This window comes from Aquicoccus sp. (genome assembly GCF_041686535.1).
Lineage (GTDB): Bacteria > Pseudomonadota > Alphaproteobacteria > Rhodobacterales > Rhodobacteraceae > Aquicoccus.
Map to the genome: position 1 here is coordinate 1 of NZ_JAWLDS010000022.1, position 20,987 is coordinate 20,987.

Genomic DNA, 20,987 nt, shown 5'->3' on the forward strand with positions numbered 1-20,987 from the left:
AATGACTTATGCCGAAGGCGGCGAGGAAAGCGGTACCTGGGCAAACGGCGCATTTCAGGAGGGTCAGGAGGATCAGGAGGGTGAAGAGGATCAAGAGGATCAGGAGGAATAGTCCGGCCCCGTCCTGAACGGCCCGTCGAACCGCCCCGCCGGTCATCCCTTTTTCGTTGCGTCACGCCGGCCGCACCGAATGGACCCACGGGCAACCCCGCCCTAGACTTGCTCTGCCCACACGGGGCGCAACCTTGGCCCGTGTGACCAGGCCAGGAACATAGCAAGACAGGGGCACGCGCCATGAGTTTCGCCTTCGACAGTTTCCTCTCCGAACCCGCCCGCGCGCGATCCGGCCAGCCCTTCACCGGCCTGCCCCCCTATCACTTTGTCGGCGGCAACATCGACGAGCCGACCGTACCCGCCGACGCGCTGGCCGAGGCCGTGGCCCGCGTCATCCGCGAGGAAGGCCATTCCATGGGCAAATACGGCATGGATGGCGGCCCGCAAGGCTATCTCCCCCTGCGCGAGGAGATCTGCACGATCCTCGAACGCCGCACCGGAATCACGGCCCGCCGCGACGAGGTGCTCATCACCTCCGGATCGCTCCAGGCCATGGACCTCGTGAACCGCGCGCTGCTCGACGCGGGCGACGTGGTGCTGCTCGAAGACGCCAATTACATGGGCGCGATCGCCAAGCTGCGCGCGCTCGGCGTCACCCCGCATCCCATCGCCCTAGACGGCGAGGGAATGCGCATGGACGCGCTAGAAGAGGCGCTCGAAACCCTCGCTCGCGAGGGGCGCAAGCCCAAGTTCATCTACACCATCCCCACCATCCAGAACCCAACCGGAACGATCATGCCCGAGGCACGGCGCCGCGAAATGCTGGCGCTGGCCCGCAAGTTCGACGTGCCGATCTTCGAGGATGATTGCTATGCCGATCTGGTCTTTTCCGGTGAACGCCCGCCCGCGATCCATGCGCTCGACGACGAGGATCGGGTGATCTATTGCGGCACCTTTTCCAAGACCATCGCCCCCGCGCTGCGCCTTGGCTATCTGGTCGCGCCCTGGCCGCTGATGGGCCATATCCTGCCGCTCAAGACCGATGCCGGCACCGGCGCGCTGGCGCAGATGGCGCTGGCCGAATACCTGCCCGGCCACTACGAGACACATGTCGCCACGCTTCTGCCGATGCTGCGGGACAAGGCCGATGCGCTCTGCGACGCGCTGGATGAACATTTCGGCGCCGCCGCGCAATATGACCGGCCCGCGGGCGGGATCTATCTCTGGGTCACGCTGCCCGACGCGGTCGATACCGACAGGCTGTTCCAAGCCGCGCTCGAACAGGGGATCGAGATAAATCCCGGCGCGGAATGGAGCGTCAACAGCAGCGAAAACCGCCACCGTATGCGTATCTGCTTCGGCCATCCCCCAATCCCCGTGATCCGCGAGGGAATCGCGAGGCTGGCCGAAATCTGCCACGCCGAATTCGGCGTGCCCCTGCGCAGCGGTAACATTGCACGCGACTGATCCGCTCGACCACGCAAGTGACGGCGCGTTCCGCTTGGCAAGCCGCCCCGCCCGGCCCTAGCCTGCCCGCGGGAGGACACCATCACATGAGCATCATCACAAGCCCCTATCCGCCGGTCGAACTGCGCGAAGTCACGATCACCACCCGCGTCTTCGAGGGGCTGGGCGACGCCCCCGACCGCCCGCTTCTGATCGACGGGCCGACCGGGCTCAGCGTCACCGTGGGCGGCTTTGTCGACGCGGTGAAACGACTCGCGGGCGGGCTCAACGCACGCGGCACGGGGCAAGGCGCGATGATCGCCCTGATGGCACCCAACCTGCCCGAATACTGCATCACCTTTCATGGCATCGCGTGGGCGGGCGGCACGGTCACGCTGATCAACCCGACCTACACCGCGCACGAGGTGCGCCACCAACTGGCCGATTCCGGCGCCACGCTGCTGATCACCATCCCGCAATTCCTCGACACCGCACGCGAGGCCGTGCAAGGCACCGACGTTCAGGAAATCGCCGTGATCGGCGAGGCCCCCGGCGTGCTCTCGCTCTCCGACCTGATGGGCGAGGCGCAAGAGGCGCAAACCCCCGTCGACATTCGCGATCATGTTCTCGCCCTGCCCTATTCTTCGGGCACGACCGGCCTGCCCAAGGGGGTGATGCTCACCCATTGGAACCTTGCCGCGAATATCGACCAGACCATGGCCACGACCACGACCGCACCGGGCGAAATGACCGTGGCCTTCCTGCCCTTCTTCCATATCTACGGTCTCGAATGCCTCGCCAACATGGTGCTGGCGACGGGTGGCGGGCTTGTGACCATGCCGCGTTTCGATCTCGAACTGTTCCTGCGGCTCTCATCGGAACACCGCACAAGGCGGATGTATGTCGTGCCCCCCGTGATGATCGCGCTGGCCAAGCATCCGCTGGTGGCCGAATACGATCTTTCCTGTGTCGAACAGATCAACTCCGGCGCGGCCCCATTGGGCGGAGACGTGACCGATCGGGTCGCCGCGCGGCTTTCCTGCGCCACGACGCAGGGCTACGGCATGACCGAGCTTTCGCCCGTCTCACACTCCACCCCGCCCGAACGCGCCCGCCCCGGCGCCTCGGGCCTGACCATCCCCAACACCGAATGTCGCGTTGTCGATCCGGTTACCGGCCGAGACGTGGCCACCGGCGAGGAGGGCGAGCTCTGGGTGCGCGGCCCGCAAGTCATGAAAGGCTACTGGAAGAACGAGAAAGCCACCGCCGAAACACTCGACCCCGAGGGATGGCTCCACACCGGCGACATCGTGCGCTTCGATACCGAGGGGTTCATGTATGTGACCGACCGCCTCAAGGAACTGATCAAGTACAAGGGGTTCCAGGTCGCCCCGGCCGAGCTCGAGGCCGCGCTCATCACCCACCCCGATGTGGCCGACGTGGGCGTGATCGGCGTGCCCGACCCCGAGGCAGGGGAATTGCCCATGGCCTTCATCGTGCCCGCGGGCAAGCAGACCCCCACGCTCGAAACGCTCCAGGCCCATCTCGAGGGGATGCTGTCGCATTACAAACAGGTTCGCCGGATCGAGATCACCGATGCCATCCCCAAGGCGGCCTCGGGCAAGATCCTGCGCCGCGTCCTGCGCGAGCGGGTGACGGGCAAGAACTGAGGCCGGGCTTCGGGCCTTCCCTCAGCAATACCGCTCCGGCCCGACCCACTGGCTTTCGTTATAGCGGTCGCCGTGGCACCAGCCGACGGGCAATACCTCCTCGATGCGGCGCAGGTCATCCGCCGACAGCGCGATCTCGGCCCCGCGCACGCATTCGCGCAGATGCTCGACCGACCGCGTGCCGGGGATCGGGATCACGTGCTCCCCCTGCGCCAGAAGCCACGCATTGGCCAGCGCCGCCGTCGGCTCGCCCATCTCGGCGGCCAGCGCCCGGAACCGGTCGGTCGCGGCCAGGTTGTAGCCAAGGTTCGGCTCCTGGAACCGTGCGTTGCCAGCCAGGAACGCGGCCCCGGCAATCGCCTCGCGCGACAGCGGATGATCGGTCAGCAACGACCGCCCCACCGGCGAGAACGCCACCAGCGCGGTGCCCAGCTCGGCGCAGCTCTGCACCAGCCCGAGTTCCGGCGATCGGGTCTGCAGCGAATACTCCGACTGCACCGCCGCCACCGGATGAACTGCCGCCGCCCGGCGCAGCGACGAGGGCGCGATCTCGGAAAACCCGAACGCGCCGATCTTGCCGGTTTTCATGATCTCGACCAGCGCTTCGGTCACCGCTTCGATCTCCGTCGCCGGATCGCGCCGATGGACGTAAAAGAGATCGACACGCTCCACCCCCATCCGCTTCAGGCTCTTGTCCAGCTCACCTTCCAGGTGCGCGCGGTCATTGCGGAACACGCGGTTACCCTCCGCATCGCGGGTGATCCCGGCCTTGGTCGCAATGACGAAATCATCCTTCGCGGCGGGGTCGCGCGCGAAATAACTGCCGATCCACTCCTCGGACCGGCCCATGCCATAGACATTCGAAGTGTCGATATGGTTCACGCCCCAATCGCGCATCGCATCGAGAATGGCATGTGACGCCGCCTCGTTCGTCGGCCCGTAGAAATCGGAAAAGCTCATCGCGCCATAGCCCACGGCGGCGATCTCCGGCCCGTTCCGGCCCAGCTTGCGTGTCTTCATGCCCTCTCTCCCCGTTTCTCTTCGACCACCGCGATCGCCGCGGCCACCGCTTCGTCGATGCTCATCTCCGAGGTGTCGATCACCACCGCATCCTCCGCGGGCCTGAGCGGCGCAGTGGCGCGCTCGCTGTCGCGCGCGTCGCGCTCCCTCACATCGGCCAGCACCGCATCGAACGTCACATCATGCCCCGCCTCGCAGAGCTCACGCCAGCGACGACCGGCCCGCACCTCGGCGCTCGCGGTCACAAAGAGCTTTGCCTGCGCCTCGGGGCAGATCACGGTGCCGATATCGCGCCCGTCCAGAACCGCGCCCCCGGCCCGGGCCGCAAACGCGCGCTGGAAATCGACCAGCGCCGCGCGCACCTGCGGCTCTGCCGCGACGCGGCTGGCGGCCTGTGCCACGCCGGGTGCGCGCAGATCACCTGTGAGGTCGTCGGCCACCAGCGTCCGCGCCGCCTCAACCGCGTCCGCACCTTCCAGAACCTTCGCACCCACCGCGCGATAAAGCAGCCCGGTATCGAGATGCGCAAAGCCGAAATGCGCCGCGACCGCGCGCGACACCGTTCCCTTGCCCGCCGCCGCCGGCCCGTCGATCGCCACTGTGAAGCTCATGCTGTTGGTCCTTCCGGATTCGTCCAATCCCGCGACAGGGGCACGATCACACATCCCGCCCGATATCGGCGCCCAGATCCGCCATCAACGGCTCGAAGTCCGGAAAAGACGTGGCCGCCGGCGCCCCGTCATCGAGCCGCACAGGCGCGCGCGCCGCCATGCCGAGGCAGAGAAACGCCATCGCGATCCGGTGGTCAAGGAACGTCTCGACCTCCGCGCCACCGGTCACGCGAACCGCGCCGCACCCGGTCACGATCCACCAATCCTCGCCGTCCTCGACCTCGACGCCATTGGCGCGCAGGCCCCGCGCCATCGCCTCGATCCGGTCGCTTTCCTTCACGCGCAGCTCCTTCACCCCGCGCATCACCGTCTGTCCGCTCGCGTTGGCGGCCACCACCGAAAGGATCGGGTATTCGTCGATCATGCTCGCCGCGCGTTCGGGCGGCACCTCGATGCCCCTCATGTCGGGTGAATAGCGCGCGCGCAGATCGGCGACAGGCTCGCCACCCTCCTCGCGCGGGTTCTCATAGGCCAGATCCGCCCCCATCTCGCGCAACGTCTCGAACAGCCCTGCGCGCGTGGGGTTGAGCCCGATCCCCGGCACAAGAACATCCGACCCCGGCACGATCAACGCCGCACAGACCGGGAACGCCGCCGACGAGGGATCGCGCGGCACCGCGATCACCTGCGGGGCAAGCTCGGGCTGTCCGGTCAGGGTAATCACCTGCTTGCCATCCTCATTCGCAACGGTGATCTCGGCGCCGAACCCTTCCAGCATCCGCTCGGTGTGGTCGCGCGTTGCCTCGCGCTCGATCACCACGGTCTGCCCCGGCGCGTTCAGCCCGGCCAGCAGCACCGCCGATTTCACCTGTGCCGACGGCACCGGCACCTCGTATCGCACCGGCACCGGATCACGCGCACCCTCGATCACCATCGGCAGCCGCCCGCCCGAGCGCCCCATCGCCCGCGCGCCGAACAAGGCCAGCGGATCGGAGATCCGCGCCATCGGGCGGCTCACGAGGCTGGCATCGCCGGTGAAACAGGCGGTGATCGGCTGCGTCGCCATCGCCCCCATGATCAGCCGCACACCGGTCCCGGCATTGCCGCAGTCAATCACGCTCGCCGGCTCGGCAAAGCCGCCCACGCCCACACCCTGAACGCGCCACGTGCCGCCCTCGTCGCGCGTGACATCGGCCCCGAAATCCCGCATCGCCTGCGCCGTGGCCAGCACGTCCTCGCCCTCCAGCAGGCCGGAAATCACCGTCTCGCCCACGCACATCGCGCCCAGGATCAGCGCACGATGCGAGATCGACTTGTCGCCGGGCACCTCGGCCACGCCCGCAAGCGCGCCACAGGGGCTGGAGATCATCGGGATCGGGGTGCCGTGTGACGCCATCGAGAACCATCCTTCGCCAAGATGCCAGCGTGATAGCCCAGCCACCCGGCCCCGTCCATCGTCGATCCGGTCAGTTCAGAACCATTGACCCGGCTCCACCAGCCCCAGGTCGAGCAACTGGCGCGAATGCCATTCGAACCGCGTCGAATTGTGCCAGCGGAACGTGTCGATATCGAAGGTCGAACCGGGATTGCGCTTGAGCGCCTTTGCCGTGCGAAACGACGCGATCGCGGCGGTCAGGTTGTTGTGCCACGGACAGGCATAGGTGTTGTATTCCTCGTCCGTGAAGGTGTGATCGTCGCGCAGCAACAGCCCGGGTTTGGCCCGGAAAATCGCGACCCGGTCGATCTTGCGGCGCGGGGCGGGAATGTGTTCCTCGAACCGCCAGCGCAACCCGCCGAAGAAATCGAGCTGGCGCTCCTTGGGGTGATTGTGATTGGCCGCGTCGGGCCGGGCCAGCGCGTAGTAGCCGGTCTTGTCGAGACACGCCGTCTCAAGCGAAACCGCATCGGGATACGCCTCCAGGTCGCCTGCATAAAGGTCGATCACGAAGGTCAGCATCGCGTCGCGCCGCTCCTCGGTGTGAAAGGCGAGCATCTCGCCGATGGTGCGGGTCTCGCAGAACGGGTAAAAGAGGTATTCCGCGTTGAAACAGTAATAAAGCCATTGCCCCTCGGCCGCGCCGATCACCGCGTTCATCGCCCGCTCCAGCGCCTGCTCCTCCGTCATGTCATAGCCGACCCGATGCACGCTACGCACGAGATCCGCGGGCAGTGCGAAACTGTCGGGCATGAAACAGACCACCGACTTGAACCCCAGCTGCTGATGATGGCGCAAGGTGGTGTCAAGCTCGACCTCGTCCTCGGCAAAGACAAGCGCCACCGGCCCCTTGGCAAGGGCGGCTTTCCCCCGGTTAAGGAAATCGCCGAGACCGGCATAATATCGCTGTTCCGTCATCTCGTTCATGCTGCGCAAAATCGGTTAAATAGGGGTGCATTGCAAGCCACCCCGCACCTGATGTAATCAACCGCTCTGAAACCCGCGCGCGAGGATCCCATGGCCGACCCCAAGAAACTTTTCATCAAGACCTACGGGTGCCAGATGAATGTCTATGACAGCGAACGCATGGCCGAGGCGCTGGGCGGGTCGGGCTATGTCGAAACCCGCACCCCCGAAGACGCGGACATGATCCTGCTCAACACCTGCCATATCCGCGAAAAGGCCGCCGAGAAGGTCTATTCCGAGCTGGGCCGCTACAAGGGGCTCAAGGCGGCCAATCCCGACCTCAGGATCGGCGTGGCCGGCTGTGTCGCCCAGGCCGAGGGCGAAGAGATCATGCGCCGCCAGCCGCTCGTCGACCTGGTGGTCGGCCCGCAGGCCTATCACCGCCTGCCCGAGATGGAGGCGCGCGCGCGATCGGGGCACAAGGCACTCGACACCGATTTCCCCGAAGAGGACAAGTTCGAGCGTCTCAAATCGCGCCCCAAGGCCGCGCGCGGCCCCACCGCCTTTCTCACCGTTCAGGAAGGCTGTGACAAGTTCTGCGCCTTCTGCGTCGTGCCCTATACCCGCGGCGCCGAGGTCTCGCGCCCGGTCGACCGCGTCCTGAGCGAGGCGCGTGACCTCGTCGAACGCGGGGTGCGCGAGATCACCCTGCTGGGCCAGAACGTCAACGCCTATCACGGCGCGGGGCCTGACGGTGAGACCGGCCTTGCCGGCCTGATCTGGGCGCTCAATGACATTGATGGGCTGGAACGTATCCGCTTCACCACTTCGCATCCCAAGGACATGAGTGACGATCTGATAGCGGCGCATGGCGAATGCGAGAAACTGATGCCCTACCTGCACCTGCCGGTTCAATCGGGCTCCGACCGCATCCTCAAGCGGATGAACCGCGGCCATACCCGCGACAGCTATCTTGCATTGATCGACCGGTTGCGCGCCGCCCGGCCCGACATTCTGATTTCCGGCGATTTCATCGTCGGCTTTCCCGAGGAAACCGACGCGGATTTCGCCGATACGCTCGACCTGATCGAACGGGTCGGCTACGGGCAGGCGTTCAGCTTCAAGTATTCCCCCCGCCCCGGCACCCCGGCGGCGGAACGTGCGCAGGTCGCACCCGATGTGGCCGATGCGCGGCTGCAAGAGCTCCAGGCGCTCATCACCCGCCAGCAACGCGCCCGCCAGGATGCGATGGTCGGCCGGACCGTGGGCGTGCTCTTCGAGAAACCCGGTCGCCTGCCCGGCCAGATGGTCGGCAAATCCGACCACCTCCATGCCGTGCATGTCGATGATTGCCCGGCCAGCCCGGGCGACCTTCGCCGGGTGAGAATCGTTTCCTCGGGGCCGAACTCGCTGGCCGGTGTTCTGGCCTGACCCGACGGCTTTCCGACAGCACCCCGCCGAACGGGCGCAGAATTGGATGAAACACCCCTTGCGGGCACAAGATCGGGTGGTCTCGTCCCCTGAAAATTCTTCACAAGCGCGCAGAAGCTGTTACAGTGAAAACACATTTTCGTACGGACCATGCAGGTGCTGCCAATTCCTCGGGTCCGATTGGGGGAAACATAAATCAAGGGACAGAAGCTGTGGCGAAAGTTTTCTCGAAAACGGCGCGCGGGGTGGTCAGTGGTATTGCGGCTGCTGCCTTCGGCGCCATCCTCGTGGCCAGCGACGTGGCCGCACAAGGGGCCGATGACATGGGCTCCGAGATGTTCAGGCGCGACACGCCTTCGCAACAGGGCCGTGACAAGGGACAGTATATTCCCACCATTTCCGTCACGCCAGATGGCTGCGAGGCCTGGGTCATGGATGACGGCGCCGAAGGCTATGCCGTGAATCACGTGAACCGGCAAGGTGTTCCGGTTTGCCGCGAGGTCAATGTCTGCGGCGTTCTCAACACGGACCAGTATTTCGCGACCGACAGCTACCGGATCAGCCACAAGGGCCAGCAGCGGCTGCGCGAATTCTTCCGGGATTCGAGCGCCTTTGCCTATACCATCGTCGGACATACCGACAGCCGGGCCTCGGACGAATACAACATGCGCCTGTCGCTCAACCGCGCCAATTCCGTCGCGAAAGTCGCCCAAAGCACGGGCGCTCGCATCGCCGACGTGCGCGGCATGGGCGAACGCAGCCCGGTCGCTCCGAACAACTCCGCGGCAGGCATGGCCAAGAATCGCCGCGTCGAAATCCTGTGCATCCAATGACAAGGGGCCACGCATGAAACTCGCAATGAAACTGGCGCTCTGCGCCTCGCTCTTCGCCGTGGCCGGCTGTGACGAAGGCCTGCGCGGCTATCCCGCCGACAAGACCGTGGACCGCGGCATCGACCAGAAACACCTGTCACAACTGCAATGGGGAATCTGGGTCGATCCGACCGGCTGTGACACTTGGATCGCCGATGACGGACTCGAAGGCTACATGGTCCGCCGGCTGGACAGATACGGCAAGCCGGTCTGCTCGGGCGTCGCCCCGCCGACCCATACCGCCGGTGACTTCAAGGGTGGCTCCAAGATCCCGGATCCGAACTGAGATGTGGGAACATGCCTGACATCCGGCCGCGCGGGGAAACCTGCGCGGCCGTTTTGGTATCAATCGCGTGACATTCGCCCGCCCGCACTTGCGCACCGCCGCGCCGCTTGGCACCATCGCCAAACGGTTTCTTGCCCGGCACCGCATATCAAGGAGAGCTGATTGGCCATCAACGTGCTGCCCCCGCCCCAATCCCCAGATGGTGACGATCCCGACGCACTGCGCGAACGCCTCGCCGAATTTCCCGACAACCGCCTTTTGATCGAGCTTTGCGGCGAATACGACCGGAACCTTGCCGAGATCGAACAGAAGCTCGGGGTGCAGATCCTGCGCCGCGGCAACCAGATCGTGGTGATCGGCGATGACGCCTCCACCTCCGAGGCGCTCTCGGTGCTGGGCACGCTATACGAAAGGCTCGAATCGGGCCGGCGGGTCGAATCGGGCGATGTCGATCGCGAATTGCGAATGGACAGCCCGGGCGGCTCCTATGACGGCGACCAGCTCGAGATGTTCCGTGGCGGCCGGATCGAGATCAAGACCCGCAAGAAAACCGTCGAGCCGCGCACCGACGCCCAGAAAACCTATGTCACAAGTCTCTTCGGCAACGAGCTCGCCTTCGGCATCGGCCCGGCCGGCACCGGCAAGACCTATCTCGCCGTCGCCGTCGGCGTGAACATGTTCGTCGAGGGTCATGTCGACCGCATCATCCTGTCGCGCCCCGCCGTCGAGGCGGGCGAGAAACTGGGCTACCTGCCCGGCGACATGAAGGACAAGGTCGACCCCTACATGCAGCCGCTCTACGACGCGCTCAACGATTTCCTGCCCGGCAAGCAACTGGCCAAGCTGATCGAGGAAAAGCGCATCGAGATCGCGCCGCTCGCCTTCATGCGCGGGCGTACGCTGAGCAATGCCTTCGTGGTGCTCGACGAGGCGCAGAATGCCACCACCATGCAGATGAAGATGTTCCTCACCCGCCTTGGCGAAGGCAGCCGCATGGTCATCACCGGCGACCGCACCCAGATCGACCTGCCACGCGGTGTGCCCTCGGGCTTGTCGGATGCCGAAACCCTGCTCAAGGGGATTGACGGGATCAGCTTCAATTACTTCACGTCGAAAGACGTGGTGCGCCACCCGCTCGTGGCCCGCATCATCGAAGCCTACGATGCCGCTGACCCGACCCGGTCGCACAAGGCGTGAGACGTTGCATCTCTTCCCGCGCGGTTGGGAAACGGACAGACGAGACTGAATTCATGAGACTCCATCCAGAGGGCGGCGCCCGACCCGGGGAGGGCGTGAAGCGCCCGCCCATGGGGCGGGGCGGGCGCTGCCCGGTCCGCAAGCGACCCGGGCGGAGGCAAATTCAATCAAGTGCAACAAAATAAAGCCACACCATGTGCATCGACCTCATCATCGAAGACGACCGCTGGAGCGCGACCGCGCTTGACCGGCTCGCGCCCCGCGCCGCCCGCGCCACGCTCACGCATCTCGGCCTCGACCCCGACGCCCACGAAGTCAGCCTCCTGGCCTGCGACGATGCGCGTATCGCGACGCTCAACGCCGATTTCCGCGACAAGCCACAACCCACCAACGTGTTGAGCTGGCCCGCAACCGATCTCGCCGCCCCCGAGGACGGCGACAGCCCCGCATGGCCCGATCCCGACCCGCACGACCCCGAGGCGGGGTTCCTCGGCGACATTGCCATCGCCTATGACACCTGCATGCGCGAAGCCGCCGAACAGGACAAATCCCCGGACGACCATGTGACGCACCTCGTCATCCATGCCATCCTGCATTGCCTGGGATATGATCACCAGCGTGACCGCGATGCCACCCTCATGGAGGGACTTGAGGTAGAGATACTTGGCAAACTCGGTCTTCCTGACCCATATAGTGACTCATCGGGGTAATCCCCTCTGGACAAGGTAGAAATGGGCGACACAGACGACGGGTCTTCTAACGCGGCGCACAGCGCGCCGGGCGAGACGACCGAACCACCACAGGATCCGCACGCAAGCGGCTTTTTCCGACGGATCATGAGCGCACTCAGCCCCTCGGACACGCTTGATGCGACAGACCTAGACTCGACACCGGCGCAGACCCTCGCGGCGATGCCCGGCCTGCTCAACCTTCGCCGCATGACGGTCGAGGACGTGATGATTCCCAAGGCCGAGATCGTCGCCGTGCCCACGACCATCACCCGCGACGAACTTGTGGAGGTGTTCCGCGAAAGCGGCATGACCCGCCTTCCGGTCTACGAGGATACGCTCGACACCCCCCGCGGCATGGTTCATCTCAAGGATTTCGCACTCGAATACGGTTTCAACGGCGCCTCCAGCGGACAGATCGAGCTCGACAAGATGCTGCGCCCGCTCCTCTTCGTGCCGCCCTCCATGCCGATCGGTATCCTGCTGACCAAGATGCAGACCGAACGCCGCCACATGGCGCTGGTGATCGACGAATATGGCGGGGTGGACGGACTTGCCACGATCGAGGACCTGATCGAACAGGTGGTCGGCGAGATCGAGGACGAGCATGATCTCGAGGAAGACAATTTCTTCACCCGCGAATCGCCCGGCTGCTATTCGGCGCAGTCCAAGACCCCGCTCGACGAGTTCGAGGCCGAGATCGGCCTGTCGCTCACCGATGCCGAGGACGTCGACGAGGAAGAGATCGACACGCTGGGCGGGCTGGTCTTCATGCTCTCCGGCCGCGTGCCGGTGCGTGGCGAGGTGGTCCAGCACCCCAACGGCACCGAATTCGAGGTGACCGACGCCGACCCCCGGCGGATCAAGCGCCTGCGTGTGCGCCTGCCCGATCATTCCGCCACCGACAAAGATGGTTAGGGTCAGAACGGATCATGCCACCCGGTTCGAGACCCGCGCCCGCCGCCTGTTCCTGCGGCGGCTCATGGGGGTGGCGGCCACGTTGGGCGGGGTCGCAGCGCTCGGTCATGCGCCCTTCAACCTCTGGCCGCTCGCCCTCGTCGGGCTGGCCGGTCTGTTCGGGCTCTACCGCGCGGCCCTGACCCCGCTGCGCGCCTTCTGGACCGGCTGGGCGGGCGGGACCGGCTATTTCGCCATCGCACTGCACTGGATCGTCGAGCCGTTCTTCGTCGACATCGCCCGCCATGGCTGGATGGCGCCTTTCGCGCTGGTCTTCCTCTCCGGGGGGCTGGCCCTCTTCTGGGGTGCGGGTTTCGCACTGGCGCGCCGATCGGGCGGCCGGCTGGTCGGCGGCGCGCTTGCCTGGCTCGTCGCCCTGACCCTGGCCGAGATGGCCCGTGCCTATCTTTTCACCGGCTTTCCATGGGCGCTTCCCGGCTATATCTGGGCACCCAGCCCCGCCGCGATCCATGCCGCCTTCATCGGCCCCTATGGCCTCACCGCTGCAGCCCTGGCCATGGGCGTCGTGCTCTGGTCGCTGCTCTCGCCCCACCGCCGCCGCGCCGCGCTCACCGGGCTGGCCCTGGGCGGGCTTTTCATCGCCACGGGCTGGGGCCTTGGCCGCCCCGCCCCACCCGGATCGGATGCCCCCGTGATCCGCCTGGTGCAGCCCAACGCCCCGCAACACCAGAAATGGGATCCTGCCCATATCCGCACTTTCTTCGACCGCCAACTGGATTTCACCGCCGCCCCGGCCCGATCCGCAACACCCGATCTCACGATCTGGCCGGAAACCGCGATCCCGTGGTTCCTGGACGAAGCGGACGCGGCGCTCGGCATGATCTCCGACATGGCCGGAGATCAACCCGTGGTGCTCGGGCTGCGCCGCCTCGATGGCACCCGATTGCTCAACTCCCTGGTGGTTCTGGGCCCGGACGGAACGCCCCGGGCGCTTTACGACAAGCATCATCTCGTGCCCTTCGGCGAATACATGCCGCTGGGCAATCTCGCCGCGCGCGCCGGACTCACCGGATTTGCCAACGACCAGGGCTTTGGCTATTCGCCCGGCCCCGGCCCGCGCATCATCGACCTGCCCGGCATTGGCCGCGCCCTGCCGCTGATCTGCTACGAGGCGGTCTTTCCCCATGACGTGGCCGGCGCCCCGGCCCGGCCCCGGCTGCTCATGCAGATCACCAACGACGCCTGGTTCGGGCGCTTCTCGGGGCCGTTCCAGCATCTTCAGCAGGCACAGATGCGCGCCATCGAACAGGGGCTGCCCATGGCGCGGGTGGCCAATACCGGCGTTTCGGCCATGATCGGCCCGCGCGGGCACATCACGGGGCAGATCGCGCTCGGAGAGGCCGGCTTCACCGATGCCGCCCTGCCCCCGGCCCTGCCGCCCACGCTCTATGCCCGCATGGGCGACTTGCCTCTCGCGGCTCTCCTCGCGCTTACCCTTTCGGGGCTGGCGTTTCGCCGCTACACCACCCGCCGGCGCGCCGAATAGGCATTGACCCCCGCGTGGTGCCGGCATAACCAGATACGAATTCCCCCACAACGGCTTCCTGGCGTGGCGGGCAAACAACCAATGGAGCACTTCTCATGGCCCGGCAGAATTACGTTTTCACCTCGGAATCCGTCTCCGAGGGCCACCCCGACAAGGTCTGCGACCGCATTTCCGACGCCGTCCTCGATGCCTTCCTGGCCGAGGAAAGCGGCGCGCGCGTCGCCTGCGAAACCTTCGCCACCTCCGGCATGGTGGTGATCGGTGGCGAGGTCGGACTGTCGGACCAGGAGCGGCTCAAGAACTACATGGGCCGGATCGGCCAGATCGCGCGCGACTGCATCAAGGATATCGGCTACGAGCAGGAAAAATTCCACTGGAACACCTGCCACGTGCTGAACTTCCTGCATGAACAATCCGCCCATATCAGCCAGGGCGTGGACCGCGACGGCGCGGGCGACCAGGGCATCATGTTCGGCTATGCCGTGGACGAGACCCCCGAACTCATGCCCGCCCCGATCCAGTATTCCCACAAGATCCTGCGCCGCCTCGCCGAGGCCCGCAAATCCGGCGCTGAACCCAGCCTGCGCCCCGATGCCAAGACCCAGCTCACGCTGCGCTACGAGAATGGCAATCCGGTCGAGGTGTTGCAACTCGTGCTCTCGACCCAGCATGAAAGCGAGGACCAGACCTCCGACGACATCCGCGCCATCGTGGAGCCCTATATCCGCGAGGTGCTGCCCGCCGAATGGCTGACCGAAAAGACCGAGTGGTGGGTCAACCCGACCGGCACTTTCGTGATCGGCGGCCCCGACGGCGATGCCGGCCTCACCGGTCGCAAGATCATCGTCGACACCTATGGCGGTTCCGCCCCGCATGGCGGCGGCGCGTTCTCCGGCAAGGATCCTACAAAGGTCGACCGCTCCGCGGCCTATGCCGCGCGCTATCTTGCCAAGAACGTGGTCGCCGCCGGCCTCGCCTCGCGCTGCACGCTGCAACTCAGCTATGCCATCGGCGTGGCCAGGCCGCTTTCGATCTATGTCGACACCCACGGCACCGGCAAGGTCGAGGAAGCCGCGATCGAGAACGCGGTCGCGCGCGCGATGGATCTCACTCCGCGTGGCATCCGTACCCACCTGGGCCTTGACCGTCCGATCTATGAGCGCACCGCCGCCTATGGCCATTTCGGGCGCGAGCCCGACACCGGAGGCGGCTTCAGCTGGGAAAAGACCGACCTGGCCGCGACCATCGCAAAGGAAATATGACCTCCTGGCACGGCCACAGCGCCCCGCCTGCCACCGCTGGCGGGGCTTTTCATTGCCGCCGCCCCGGTGCAGTCTGCTGCCGACGGATCCTGCGAAAGGCCATGACATGCTGTTCTACGACTGTTCGACCGCCCCCAACCCTCGCCGCGCGCGCATGTTCATCGCCGAGAAAGGGCTCGAAATCGAGACCCGCGAGGTCTCGATCGCCAAGGGCGAACAGCTCTCGCCCGCGTTTCGCGCCATCAACCCCCGCGCCACCGTCCCGGTCCTTGTCACCGAGGACGGCACTGCGCTGGCCGAGAACATCGCCATCGCCACCTATCTCGAAGCGCGCTTTCCCGAACCGCCCCTCATGGGTATCACGCCCGAGGAAAAGGGCCGCGTCGCCATGTGGAACGCCATCGCCGAGGGACAGGGCGGAATGGCCGTGGGCGAAGCCTTCCGCAATGCCCACCCGGCAATGAAGGATCGTGCCCTGCCCGGCCCCCTCGATCTGCCCCAGATTCCCGAAATGGCCGAGCGCGGAATACGGCGCACCCACGCCTTTTTCGAGCAGCTCGAAACCCGGCTTCGGGAAAGCCCGTGGCTCGCCGGCGACGGCTTTACCCTCGCCGACATCACCGCTTTCGTGTTCACCGATTTCGCCCGCGTGGTGAAGCTGCGCCCGCCCGAAGAGAACAGCGCAACGCAGGACTGGCTTGCACGGATGCGCGCGCGCCCCTCGTCAAGCCTCTGATCAGCGGGCCGAACATCCAGCGTCGCGCCACCCGATACGGCCCGCAATTGAGTATTTATGACCAAGAAAGAGACAAGGCGCCGCGAATTCAGGCAGCCCCCGCTCTTTCTTGGCCCAAATACTCAAGGCCGCTTTCGCCACGGCCCCCGCTTTATGCGGCGGCCCCGCGGCGTGCCCCGTCAAACGACCAGGCACCTGCACCGAGGCTCACCACCATGAGCAGACCGCCGGTGATGCTCACGTTTTTCCAGAAGCTGATCATCTGCGCCTGCGCTTCCATCCCTTCCATGCCGAGACCCGGTACGTAGTGAAAGATGAAGCCCGACAAAAGCGTGAAACCGGCCAGCAGGAAAGCCGCGATCCGCGCCTGCCAACCCAGCAGCAGGGCGATCCCCCCGCCAAGCTCGGTCAGGATCACCAGCGGCAAGAGAGCACCGGGCACGCCCATCATCTCCATATAGCCCTGGGTGCCCTCGTAGCCCGTGATTTTCCCGGCTCCCGACGTGATGAAGATGAGCGCGAGGAGCGCGCGCCCCAGCGGTGCGGCAACGGTCTGCACGGTATTGAGTGCTTGGGTCATGTCGTTTGTCCTTTTCCATATGTCCAGACCCCGGTCATTCGGGGGATGCGCGGGATATGGAGCACATTGCGGTGCTGCACCATTGCCTAATTTTTCCCATCCAATGTGCACGAGCGCACCGAAAGCAAGGCCACGGTGCACCGCGTTAACCGAAATCCTGCCATTTTCGCTGCAACGCGGCGGTGCACGCCCGGCAGCCGGGCAGCAGCCGAAGATCACCCCCCGATTTTTCCCCAAAAATTCGCGTTAACCCCACCGCACGCTTGCACCGCGCCGCGCTCATGGCTACGACCCAGCCCATGACCACGTCGAACCACCATTCGGGCGCGCCATGGCGCAATTTCTATGGCCGGATCAAGGGCAAGGCCCTGCGCCAGTCGCAGCAGGCATACCTTGAAGAAGACCTCGCGCGCCTCTCGCCCGGCCCGGTCGGCTGGGACGTGAACTCCGACCGCGAGCCCCTTGATCTCGATGCGCTTTTCGGCGGTCGGGAGGTTTGGCTCGAAATCGGTTTCGGGGGGGGCGAACACATGGTCCACCAGGCCGCGCAGAACCCCGGAATTGGGTTCATCGGGGCCGAACCCTATATCAACGGCGTCGCCATGCTCCTGGGCAAGATCCGCGATGCGGGCTGCGAGAATATCCGCATCCACCCCGGCGACGCGCGCGACCTGTTCGATGTGCTGCCTGCCGGGTCGATCTCGCGCGCCTTCTTGCTCTATCCCGACCCCTGGCCGAAGAAAAAGCACCACCGCCGGCGCTTCGTCACCCCGGAACATCTTGAACCGCTTGCGAAAATCCTGAAACCCGGCGCGATCTTCCGGGTCGCCACCGACATTCCCGATTATGTCCGCCAGACCCTCGAAATGGTGCCACGGCACGGTTTCGACTGGCTCGCAGACCGTCCCGCCGACTGGCGAGAGCCCTGGGATGACTGGATCTCGACCCGATACGAACAAAAGGCGCTGCGCGAGGGTCGCACGCCGCATTACCTTACCTTTCGCAGGCGTGGCGCGGCGGATTAACCGTTCCTTTGCGTCTCTGCGCTACATCAGCAACGATCAGATATTCTCGCCCTGCGGCATGCCAAGGATGTGATACCCACCATCGACGCGCAAGACCTCGCCGGTGGTATATGCGCCCGCCTCCGAGGCAAGGTAAACCGCCGTGCCACCCACCGCTTCGAGCGTCGCGTTCGAGCGCAGCGGCGCGTTCTCCGCAGCATGGCGAAAGGTCTTGCGCGCGCCGCCGATCGCCGCGCCGGCCAGGGTCTTCATCGGCCCCGGGCTGATCGCGTTGACGCGGATACCCTGCGGTCCCAGGTCATTGGCCAGATACCGCACCGTCGCCTCGAGCGCCGCCTTGGCCACCCCCATCACGTTGTAATTCGGCACCACCCGGTTCGACCCCTGATAGGTCAGGGTCAGGATCGTGCCCCCGGCAGTCATCATTGGTTCGGCCCGGCGCGTTGCCTCGATCAGCGAGTAGCAAGAAATATCAAGAGAATTCAAAAAGTTATCACGACTGGTGTTGAGAAAGCGACCGCCCAGTTCTGCCTTGTCCGAATAGGCGATCGCATGGACGAGAAAATCCAGCCGGTCCCAGCGTTCGCCCAGCGCCGCGAATGCCGCATCGAGCGAGGCCTCGTCGGTCACGTCCGCATCGACCATGATATCCGATCCAAGCGACCGGGCCAGCGGCTCCACCCGTTTGCCAAAGGCTTCGCCCTGGTAGGTAAAGGCCAGTTCCGCCCCCGCCTCTGCCATCGCCTTGGCGATACCCCAGGCGATCGAGCGCTCATTGGCCACACCCATGATGAGCCCGCGTTTGCCTTCCATCCACCCACCCATGCGTGTCATTCCCTGTATTTCGAAAGGATCATCGACCCATTGGTGCCACCGAACCCGAACGAGTTGGTCATCACGGAATCAAGCCCTGCATTTTCAACGGTTTGCGTGGCAATCTCGCCGGCTTTGATCGCCGGGTCGAGCGTCTCGACATTGATCGACGGTGCAATGAAATCATGCTCCAGCATCAGCAGGCAATAGATCGCCTCCTGCGCGCCTGTCGCGCCCTGGCTATGTCCGGTCATCGACTTGGTCGAGCTGATCGGCGGCGTTGACCCCTCGCCAAAGACTCGCCGCACCGCTTCGACCTCGCCCACGTCCCCTACCGGGGTCGAAGTCCCGTGCGCATTGATATAGCTCACCTTTCTGCCCTCGGGCAGGGTCTCCAGCGCCAGCCGCATGGCCCGTTCGCCCCCCTCGCCGCTGGGCGCGACCATGTCATGCCCGTCGCTCGTCGCGGCATAGCCCGTGATCTCGGCATAGATCTTTGCCCCGCGCGCGCGGGCACGTTCGAGATCCTCAAGCACCACGATCCCGCCACCGCCACCGATCACGAACCCGTCGCGATCCGCGTCGAAGGCCCGGCTCGCCCGTTCGGGCGCGTCGTTGTATTTCGACGACATCGCCCCCATGGCGTCGAACAGGCACGACAGGGTCCAGTCAAGCTCCTCGCCGCCACCGGCGAACATGACATCCTGTTTTCCAAGCATGATCTGCTCGGCCGCGTTGCCGATGCAATGCAATGACGTGGAACAGGCCGAGGTGATCGAGTAGTTGATCCCCTTGATCTGGTAGGCGGTCGAGAGATTGGCCGAAATCGTGGACGACATGCATTTGGGCACCGCGAATGGTCCGATCCTCTTGGGGCTGCCCTTGTCCAGAACGGTCTGATGTGCCGCCAGCATTGCACTGGTCGAGGGACCGCCCGACCCGGCCACGAGGCCCGTGCGCGGGTTGACGATATCGCTTTCCTCAAGCCCCGCATCGGCAATCGCCTGCCCCATGGCAATATGGGCATAGGCCGCCCCCGGCCCCATGAAGCGCAACGTGCGCTTGTCGACATGGTCGGCCACGTCGAGTTTCACATCCCCGGCGATCTGGCTGCGAAACCCGTGTTCTGCCATCGCCGCGTTTGCGGTGATGCCGGATTTTCCCGCCTTAAGGCTGGCCAGAACCTCTTCTGCAGTGTTCCCGATGCTCGAAACCACTCCGAGCCCGGTGACGACAACGCGGCGCATATGGCACCCTCCTCTGGTTCAGCTCTCCGAAAGAGCGACCTTCATGTCCTTGACTTGATAAATCACGTCACCATCCGCTTCCACCCGGCCATCCGCCACACCCATGGTCAGGCGGCGGGTCTGCACCGCCTTGGTGAAATCAACGTAATACGTCAGCATCTTGCGGTCCGGCCGCACCATGCCGGTAAGCTTGACCTCGCCCACGCCCAGCGCATAGCCGCGCCCCTGCCAACCGCGCCAGCCAAGGTTGAAACCGGTCAACTGCCACAGCCCGTCAAGCCCAAGACAGCCCGGCATGATCGGGTTGCCCGGAAAATGGCACTCAAAAAACCACAGGTCCGGCGTGATGTCGAACTCCGCCACCACATGACCCTTGCCGTGCGCGCCTCCATCCTCGGAAATATCCGTGATCCGGTCCATCATCAGCATCGGCGGCTCGGGCAGTTGTGCATTACCCGGCCCGAAAAGCTCGCCTCGGGCGCATTTCAACAAGTCGTCGCGGGAAAAACTGCTCTTGTACTGGGCCATCCGGGCGGATCCTTTTCTCGTGGCGCATGACGTTTGCCACGCCATGACTGATCCGGATATCCTCTATCACCCGGACCCGCGGTCCCGCAAGGCCCGGGCTCGAGGCCCTCCTGCCTGAAAAATCAGCGCTTTCCGTTTGAAAATCAGTGTAAAATACCTTTATACTAATAGAGCATCGAAAACCGACGGTGAGAAACGGTGACAGAATGAAACAGATCACGACCCATGCCGAAATGCGCGGAAGCGCTTGGCTTGCGTCAGCCGGTGTGCGGCCCACGCGCCAGCGCGTCGCCCTCGCTTCGCTGCTGATCGGCGATGGCAAGGACCGCCATGTCACCGCCGAGAGCCTGTTCGACGCGGTGCGACACTCGGGCGAAAAAGTCTCGCTGGCCACGGTCTACAACACGCTGCGCACCTTCTGCGATGCCGGATTGATGAGTGAAATCACGGTCGATGGCACCAAGAGCTATTTCGACACCAACACCTCCGAACATCCGCATTTCTTCTGGGAGGACACGGGTGAGCTGACCGATGCCGCGCATGACCGGATGCAGATCACCAATCTGCCAGACGCTCCCGAAGGGGCCGAAATTGCCAGCGTGGACGTGGTGATCCGGCTGCGGCGCACCTGATCCCGGTTGCATATCGTGCGAATTGGCGATCTCCTGCCGCGAAA

General features: G+C 65.0%; 21 protein-coding genes and 1 riboswitch. Of the genes, 13 read left to right on the top strand and 8 right to left on the bottom strand.

Features of this window, described 5'->3' with window-relative positions:
• Positions 1-294: 294 nt before the first annotated feature.
• Positions 295-1,521, top strand: a complete 1,227-nt coding sequence (locus tag ACESL9_RS07160; RefSeq protein ID WP_372611245.1) for a PLP-dependent aminotransferase family protein — start codon at positions 295-297, stop codon at positions 1,519-1,521.
• Positions 1,522-1,607: 86 nt separating this feature from the next.
• Positions 1,608-3,170, top strand: a complete 1,563-nt coding sequence (locus ACESL9_RS07165; protein WP_372674652.1) for an AMP-binding protein — start codon at positions 1,608-1,610, stop codon at positions 3,168-3,170.
• A 21-nt stretch (positions 3,171-3,191) separates the two neighbouring features.
• On the opposite strand, the gene ACESL9_RS07170 is transcribed toward ACESL9_RS07165, so the two are convergent.
• The 4 genes from ACESL9_RS07170 to ACESL9_RS07185 all read right to left on the bottom strand — a co-directional run bounded on the left by ACESL9_RS07170 (position 3,192) and on the right by ACESL9_RS07185 (position 7,154).
• The gene (locus tag ACESL9_RS07170) at positions 3,192-4,190 is read right to left on the bottom strand and encodes an aldo/keto reductase (RefSeq protein ID WP_372674653.1); all 999 of its coding nucleotides are present in this window, start codon (positions 4,188-4,190) and stop codon (positions 3,192-3,194) included.
• Complete coding sequence (gene cmk / locus ACESL9_RS07175) at positions 4,187-4,801, bottom strand: (d)CMP kinase (RefSeq protein WP_372611251.1); 615 nt, start codon at positions 4,799-4,801, stop codon at positions 4,187-4,189. The genes ACESL9_RS07170 and cmk overlap by 4 nt, the downstream gene beginning before the upstream one ends.
• Positions 4,802-4,847: 46 nt before the next feature.
• A complete protein-coding gene (gene aroA, locus ACESL9_RS07180) occupies positions 4,848-6,197 on the bottom strand; it encodes a 3-phosphoshikimate 1-carboxyvinyltransferase (RefSeq protein ID WP_372611253.1) in 1,350 nt (449 codons plus the stop codon).
• A 75-nt stretch (positions 6,198-6,272) separates the two neighbouring features.
• On the bottom strand, positions 6,273-7,154 hold the full coding sequence (locus tag ACESL9_RS07185; protein WP_372611357.1) for a glycosyltransferase family 2 protein: 882 nt from the start codon (positions 7,152-7,154) through the stop codon (positions 6,273-6,275).
• Between the two features lie 99 nt (positions 7,155-7,253).
• On the opposite strand from ACESL9_RS07185, the gene miaB reads away from it, so the two are divergent.
• The 9 genes from miaB (at position 7,254) to ACESL9_RS07230 (ending at position 16,118) form a co-directional block, all read left to right on the top strand.
• The gene (miaB, locus tag ACESL9_RS07190; RefSeq protein ID WP_372611255.1) at positions 7,254-8,573 is read left to right on the top strand and encodes a tRNA (N6-isopentenyl adenosine(37)-C2)-methylthiotransferase MiaB; all 1,320 of its coding nucleotides are present in this window, start codon (positions 7,254-7,256) and stop codon (positions 8,571-8,573) included.
• Between the two features lie 212 nt (positions 8,574-8,785).
• Positions 8,786-9,406 (top strand): OmpA family protein, encoded by a 621-nt coding sequence (locus tag ACESL9_RS07195; protein ID WP_372611257.1) that lies wholly within the window; start codon positions 8,786-8,788, stop codon positions 9,404-9,406.
• A gap of 25 nt (positions 9,407-9,431) precedes the next feature.
• A complete protein-coding gene (locus ACESL9_RS07200) occupies positions 9,432-9,731 on the top strand; it encodes a hypothetical protein (protein ID WP_372611359.1) in 300 nt (99 codons plus the stop codon).
• A 162-nt stretch (positions 9,732-9,893) separates the two neighbouring features.
• Positions 9,894-10,928 (top strand): PhoH family protein, encoded by a 1,035-nt coding sequence (locus tag ACESL9_RS07205; RefSeq protein WP_372611259.1) that lies wholly within the window; start codon positions 9,894-9,896, stop codon positions 10,926-10,928.
• 194 nt (positions 10,929-11,122) lie between these two features.
• A complete protein-coding gene (gene ybeY, locus ACESL9_RS07210) occupies positions 11,123-11,638 on the top strand; it encodes an rRNA maturation RNase YbeY (RefSeq protein ID WP_372611261.1) in 516 nt (171 codons plus the stop codon).
• A gap of 21 nt (positions 11,639-11,659) precedes the next feature.
• Positions 11,660-12,574 (top strand): hemolysin family protein, encoded by a 915-nt coding sequence (locus ACESL9_RS07215; protein ID WP_372611263.1) that lies wholly within the window; start codon positions 11,660-11,662, stop codon positions 12,572-12,574.
• Entirely contained in the window at positions 12,567-14,120 is a 1,554-nt protein-coding gene (gene lnt, locus ACESL9_RS07220) for an apolipoprotein N-acyltransferase (RefSeq protein WP_372674654.1), read from the top strand. Before ACESL9_RS07215 ends, lnt begins: the two co-directional genes overlap by 8 nt.
• A gap of 39 nt (positions 14,121-14,159) precedes the next feature.
• Positions 14,160-14,209, top strand: a riboswitch (SAM-SAH riboswitch).
• A 6-nt stretch (positions 14,210-14,215) separates the two neighbouring features.
• Complete coding sequence (metK, locus tag ACESL9_RS07225) at positions 14,216-15,382, top strand: methionine adenosyltransferase (protein WP_372611267.1); 1,167 nt, start codon at positions 14,216-14,218, stop codon at positions 15,380-15,382.
• Positions 15,383-15,488: 106 nt separating this feature from the next.
• Positions 15,489-16,118, top strand: coding sequence for a glutathione S-transferase family protein (locus ACESL9_RS07230; protein WP_372611269.1), 630 nt, complete (start codon positions 15,489-15,491; stop codon positions 16,116-16,118).
• Positions 16,119-16,269: 151 nt separating this feature from the next.
• Here the strand turns inward: ACESL9_RS07230 and ACESL9_RS07235 are convergent, their stop codons facing one another.
• Positions 16,270-16,698 (bottom strand): DoxX family protein, encoded by a 429-nt coding sequence (locus tag ACESL9_RS07235; protein ID WP_372611271.1) that lies wholly within the window; start codon positions 16,696-16,698, stop codon positions 16,270-16,272.
• Between the two features lie 281 nt (positions 16,699-16,979).
• Here ACESL9_RS07235 and trmB point away from each other — a divergent pair, with 281 nt between their 5' ends.
• A complete protein-coding gene (trmB, locus tag ACESL9_RS07240) occupies positions 16,980-17,723 on the top strand; it encodes a tRNA (guanine(46)-N(7))-methyltransferase TrmB (RefSeq protein ID WP_372611273.1) in 744 nt (247 codons plus the stop codon).
• A 36-nt stretch (positions 17,724-17,759) separates the two neighbouring features.
• On the opposite strand, the gene ACESL9_RS07245 is transcribed toward trmB, so the two are convergent.
• The 3 genes from ACESL9_RS07245 to fabA are packed head-to-tail and all read right to left on the bottom strand — an operon-like array spanning position 17,760 to position 20,311.
• On the bottom strand, positions 17,760-18,548 hold the full coding sequence (locus ACESL9_RS07245; protein ID WP_372611361.1) for an enoyl-ACP reductase: 789 nt from the start codon (positions 18,546-18,548) through the stop codon (positions 17,760-17,762).
• 5 nt (positions 18,549-18,553) lie between these two features.
• Entirely contained in the window at positions 18,554-19,783 is a 1,230-nt protein-coding gene (fabB, locus tag ACESL9_RS07250) for a beta-ketoacyl-ACP synthase I (protein ID WP_372611275.1), read from the bottom strand.
• A gap of 18 nt (positions 19,784-19,801) precedes the next feature.
• Positions 19,802-20,311 carry a bifunctional 3-hydroxydecanoyl-ACP dehydratase/trans-2-decenoyl-ACP isomerase gene (fabA, locus tag ACESL9_RS07255; protein ID WP_372611277.1) on the bottom strand — a complete coding sequence of 170 codons (510 nt, stop codon included), beginning with the start codon at positions 20,309-20,311 and terminating at the stop codon, positions 19,802-19,804.
• Between the two features lie 206 nt (positions 20,312-20,517).
• Here fabA and irrA point away from each other — a divergent pair, with 206 nt between their 5' ends.
• Positions 20,518-20,943 (top strand): iron response transcriptional regulator IrrA, encoded by a 426-nt coding sequence (gene irrA, locus ACESL9_RS07260; RefSeq protein WP_372611279.1) that lies wholly within the window; start codon positions 20,518-20,520, stop codon positions 20,941-20,943.
• Positions 20,944-20,987: the final 44 nt, after the last annotated feature.

Coding starts and splice junctions, on each gene's coding strand:
- ACESL9_RS07160 (WP_372611245.1), top strand. CDS start 295: ATGAGTTTCGCCTTCGACAGTTTCCTCTCCGAACCCGCCCGCGCGCGA.
- ACESL9_RS07165 (WP_372674652.1), top strand. CDS start 1,608: ATGAGCATCATCACAAGCCCCTATCCGCCGGTCGAACTGCGCGAAGTC.
- ACESL9_RS07170 (WP_372674653.1), bottom strand. CDS start 4,190: ATGAAGACACGCAAGCTGGGCCGGAACGGGCCGGAGATCGCCGCCGTG.
- cmk (WP_372611251.1), bottom strand. CDS start 4,801: ATGAGCTTCACAGTGGCGATCGACGGGCCGGCGGCGGCGGGCAAGGGA.
- aroA (WP_372611253.1), bottom strand. CDS start 6,197: ATGGCGTCACACGGCACCCCGATCCCGATGATCTCCAGCCCCTGTGGC.
- ACESL9_RS07185 (WP_372611357.1), bottom strand. CDS start 7,154: ATGACGGAACAGCGATATTATGCCGGTCTCGGCGATTTCCTTAACCGG.
- miaB (WP_372611255.1), top strand. CDS start 7,254: ATGGCCGACCCCAAGAAACTTTTCATCAAGACCTACGGGTGCCAGATG.
- ACESL9_RS07200 (WP_372611359.1), top strand. CDS start 9,432: ATGAAACTGGCGCTCTGCGCCTCGCTCTTCGCCGTGGCCGGCTGTGAC.
- ybeY (WP_372611261.1), top strand. CDS start 11,123: ATGTGCATCGACCTCATCATCGAAGACGACCGCTGGAGCGCGACCGCG.
- ACESL9_RS07215 (WP_372611263.1), top strand. CDS start 11,660: ATGGGCGACACAGACGACGGGTCTTCTAACGCGGCGCACAGCGCGCCG.
- lnt (WP_372674654.1), top strand. CDS start 12,567: ATGGTTAGGGTCAGAACGGATCATGCCACCCGGTTCGAGACCCGCGCC.
- metK (WP_372611267.1), top strand. CDS start 14,216: ATGGCCCGGCAGAATTACGTTTTCACCTCGGAATCCGTCTCCGAGGGC.
- ACESL9_RS07230 (WP_372611269.1), top strand. CDS start 15,489: ATGCTGTTCTACGACTGTTCGACCGCCCCCAACCCTCGCCGCGCGCGC.
- ACESL9_RS07235 (WP_372611271.1), bottom strand. CDS start 16,698: ATGACCCAAGCACTCAATACCGTGCAGACCGTTGCCGCACCGCTGGGG.
- trmB (WP_372611273.1), top strand. CDS start 16,980: ATGGCTACGACCCAGCCCATGACCACGTCGAACCACCATTCGGGCGCG.
- ACESL9_RS07245 (WP_372611361.1), bottom strand. CDS start 18,548: ATGGGTGGGTGGATGGAAGGCAAACGCGGGCTCATCATGGGTGTGGCC.
- fabB (WP_372611275.1), bottom strand. CDS start 19,783: ATGCGCCGCGTTGTCGTCACCGGGCTCGGAGTGGTTTCGAGCATCGGG.
- fabA (WP_372611277.1), bottom strand. CDS start 20,311: ATGGCCCAGTACAAGAGCAGTTTTTCCCGCGACGACTTGTTGAAATGC.
- irrA (WP_372611279.1), top strand. CDS start 20,518: ATGAAACAGATCACGACCCATGCCGAAATGCGCGGAAGCGCTTGGCTT.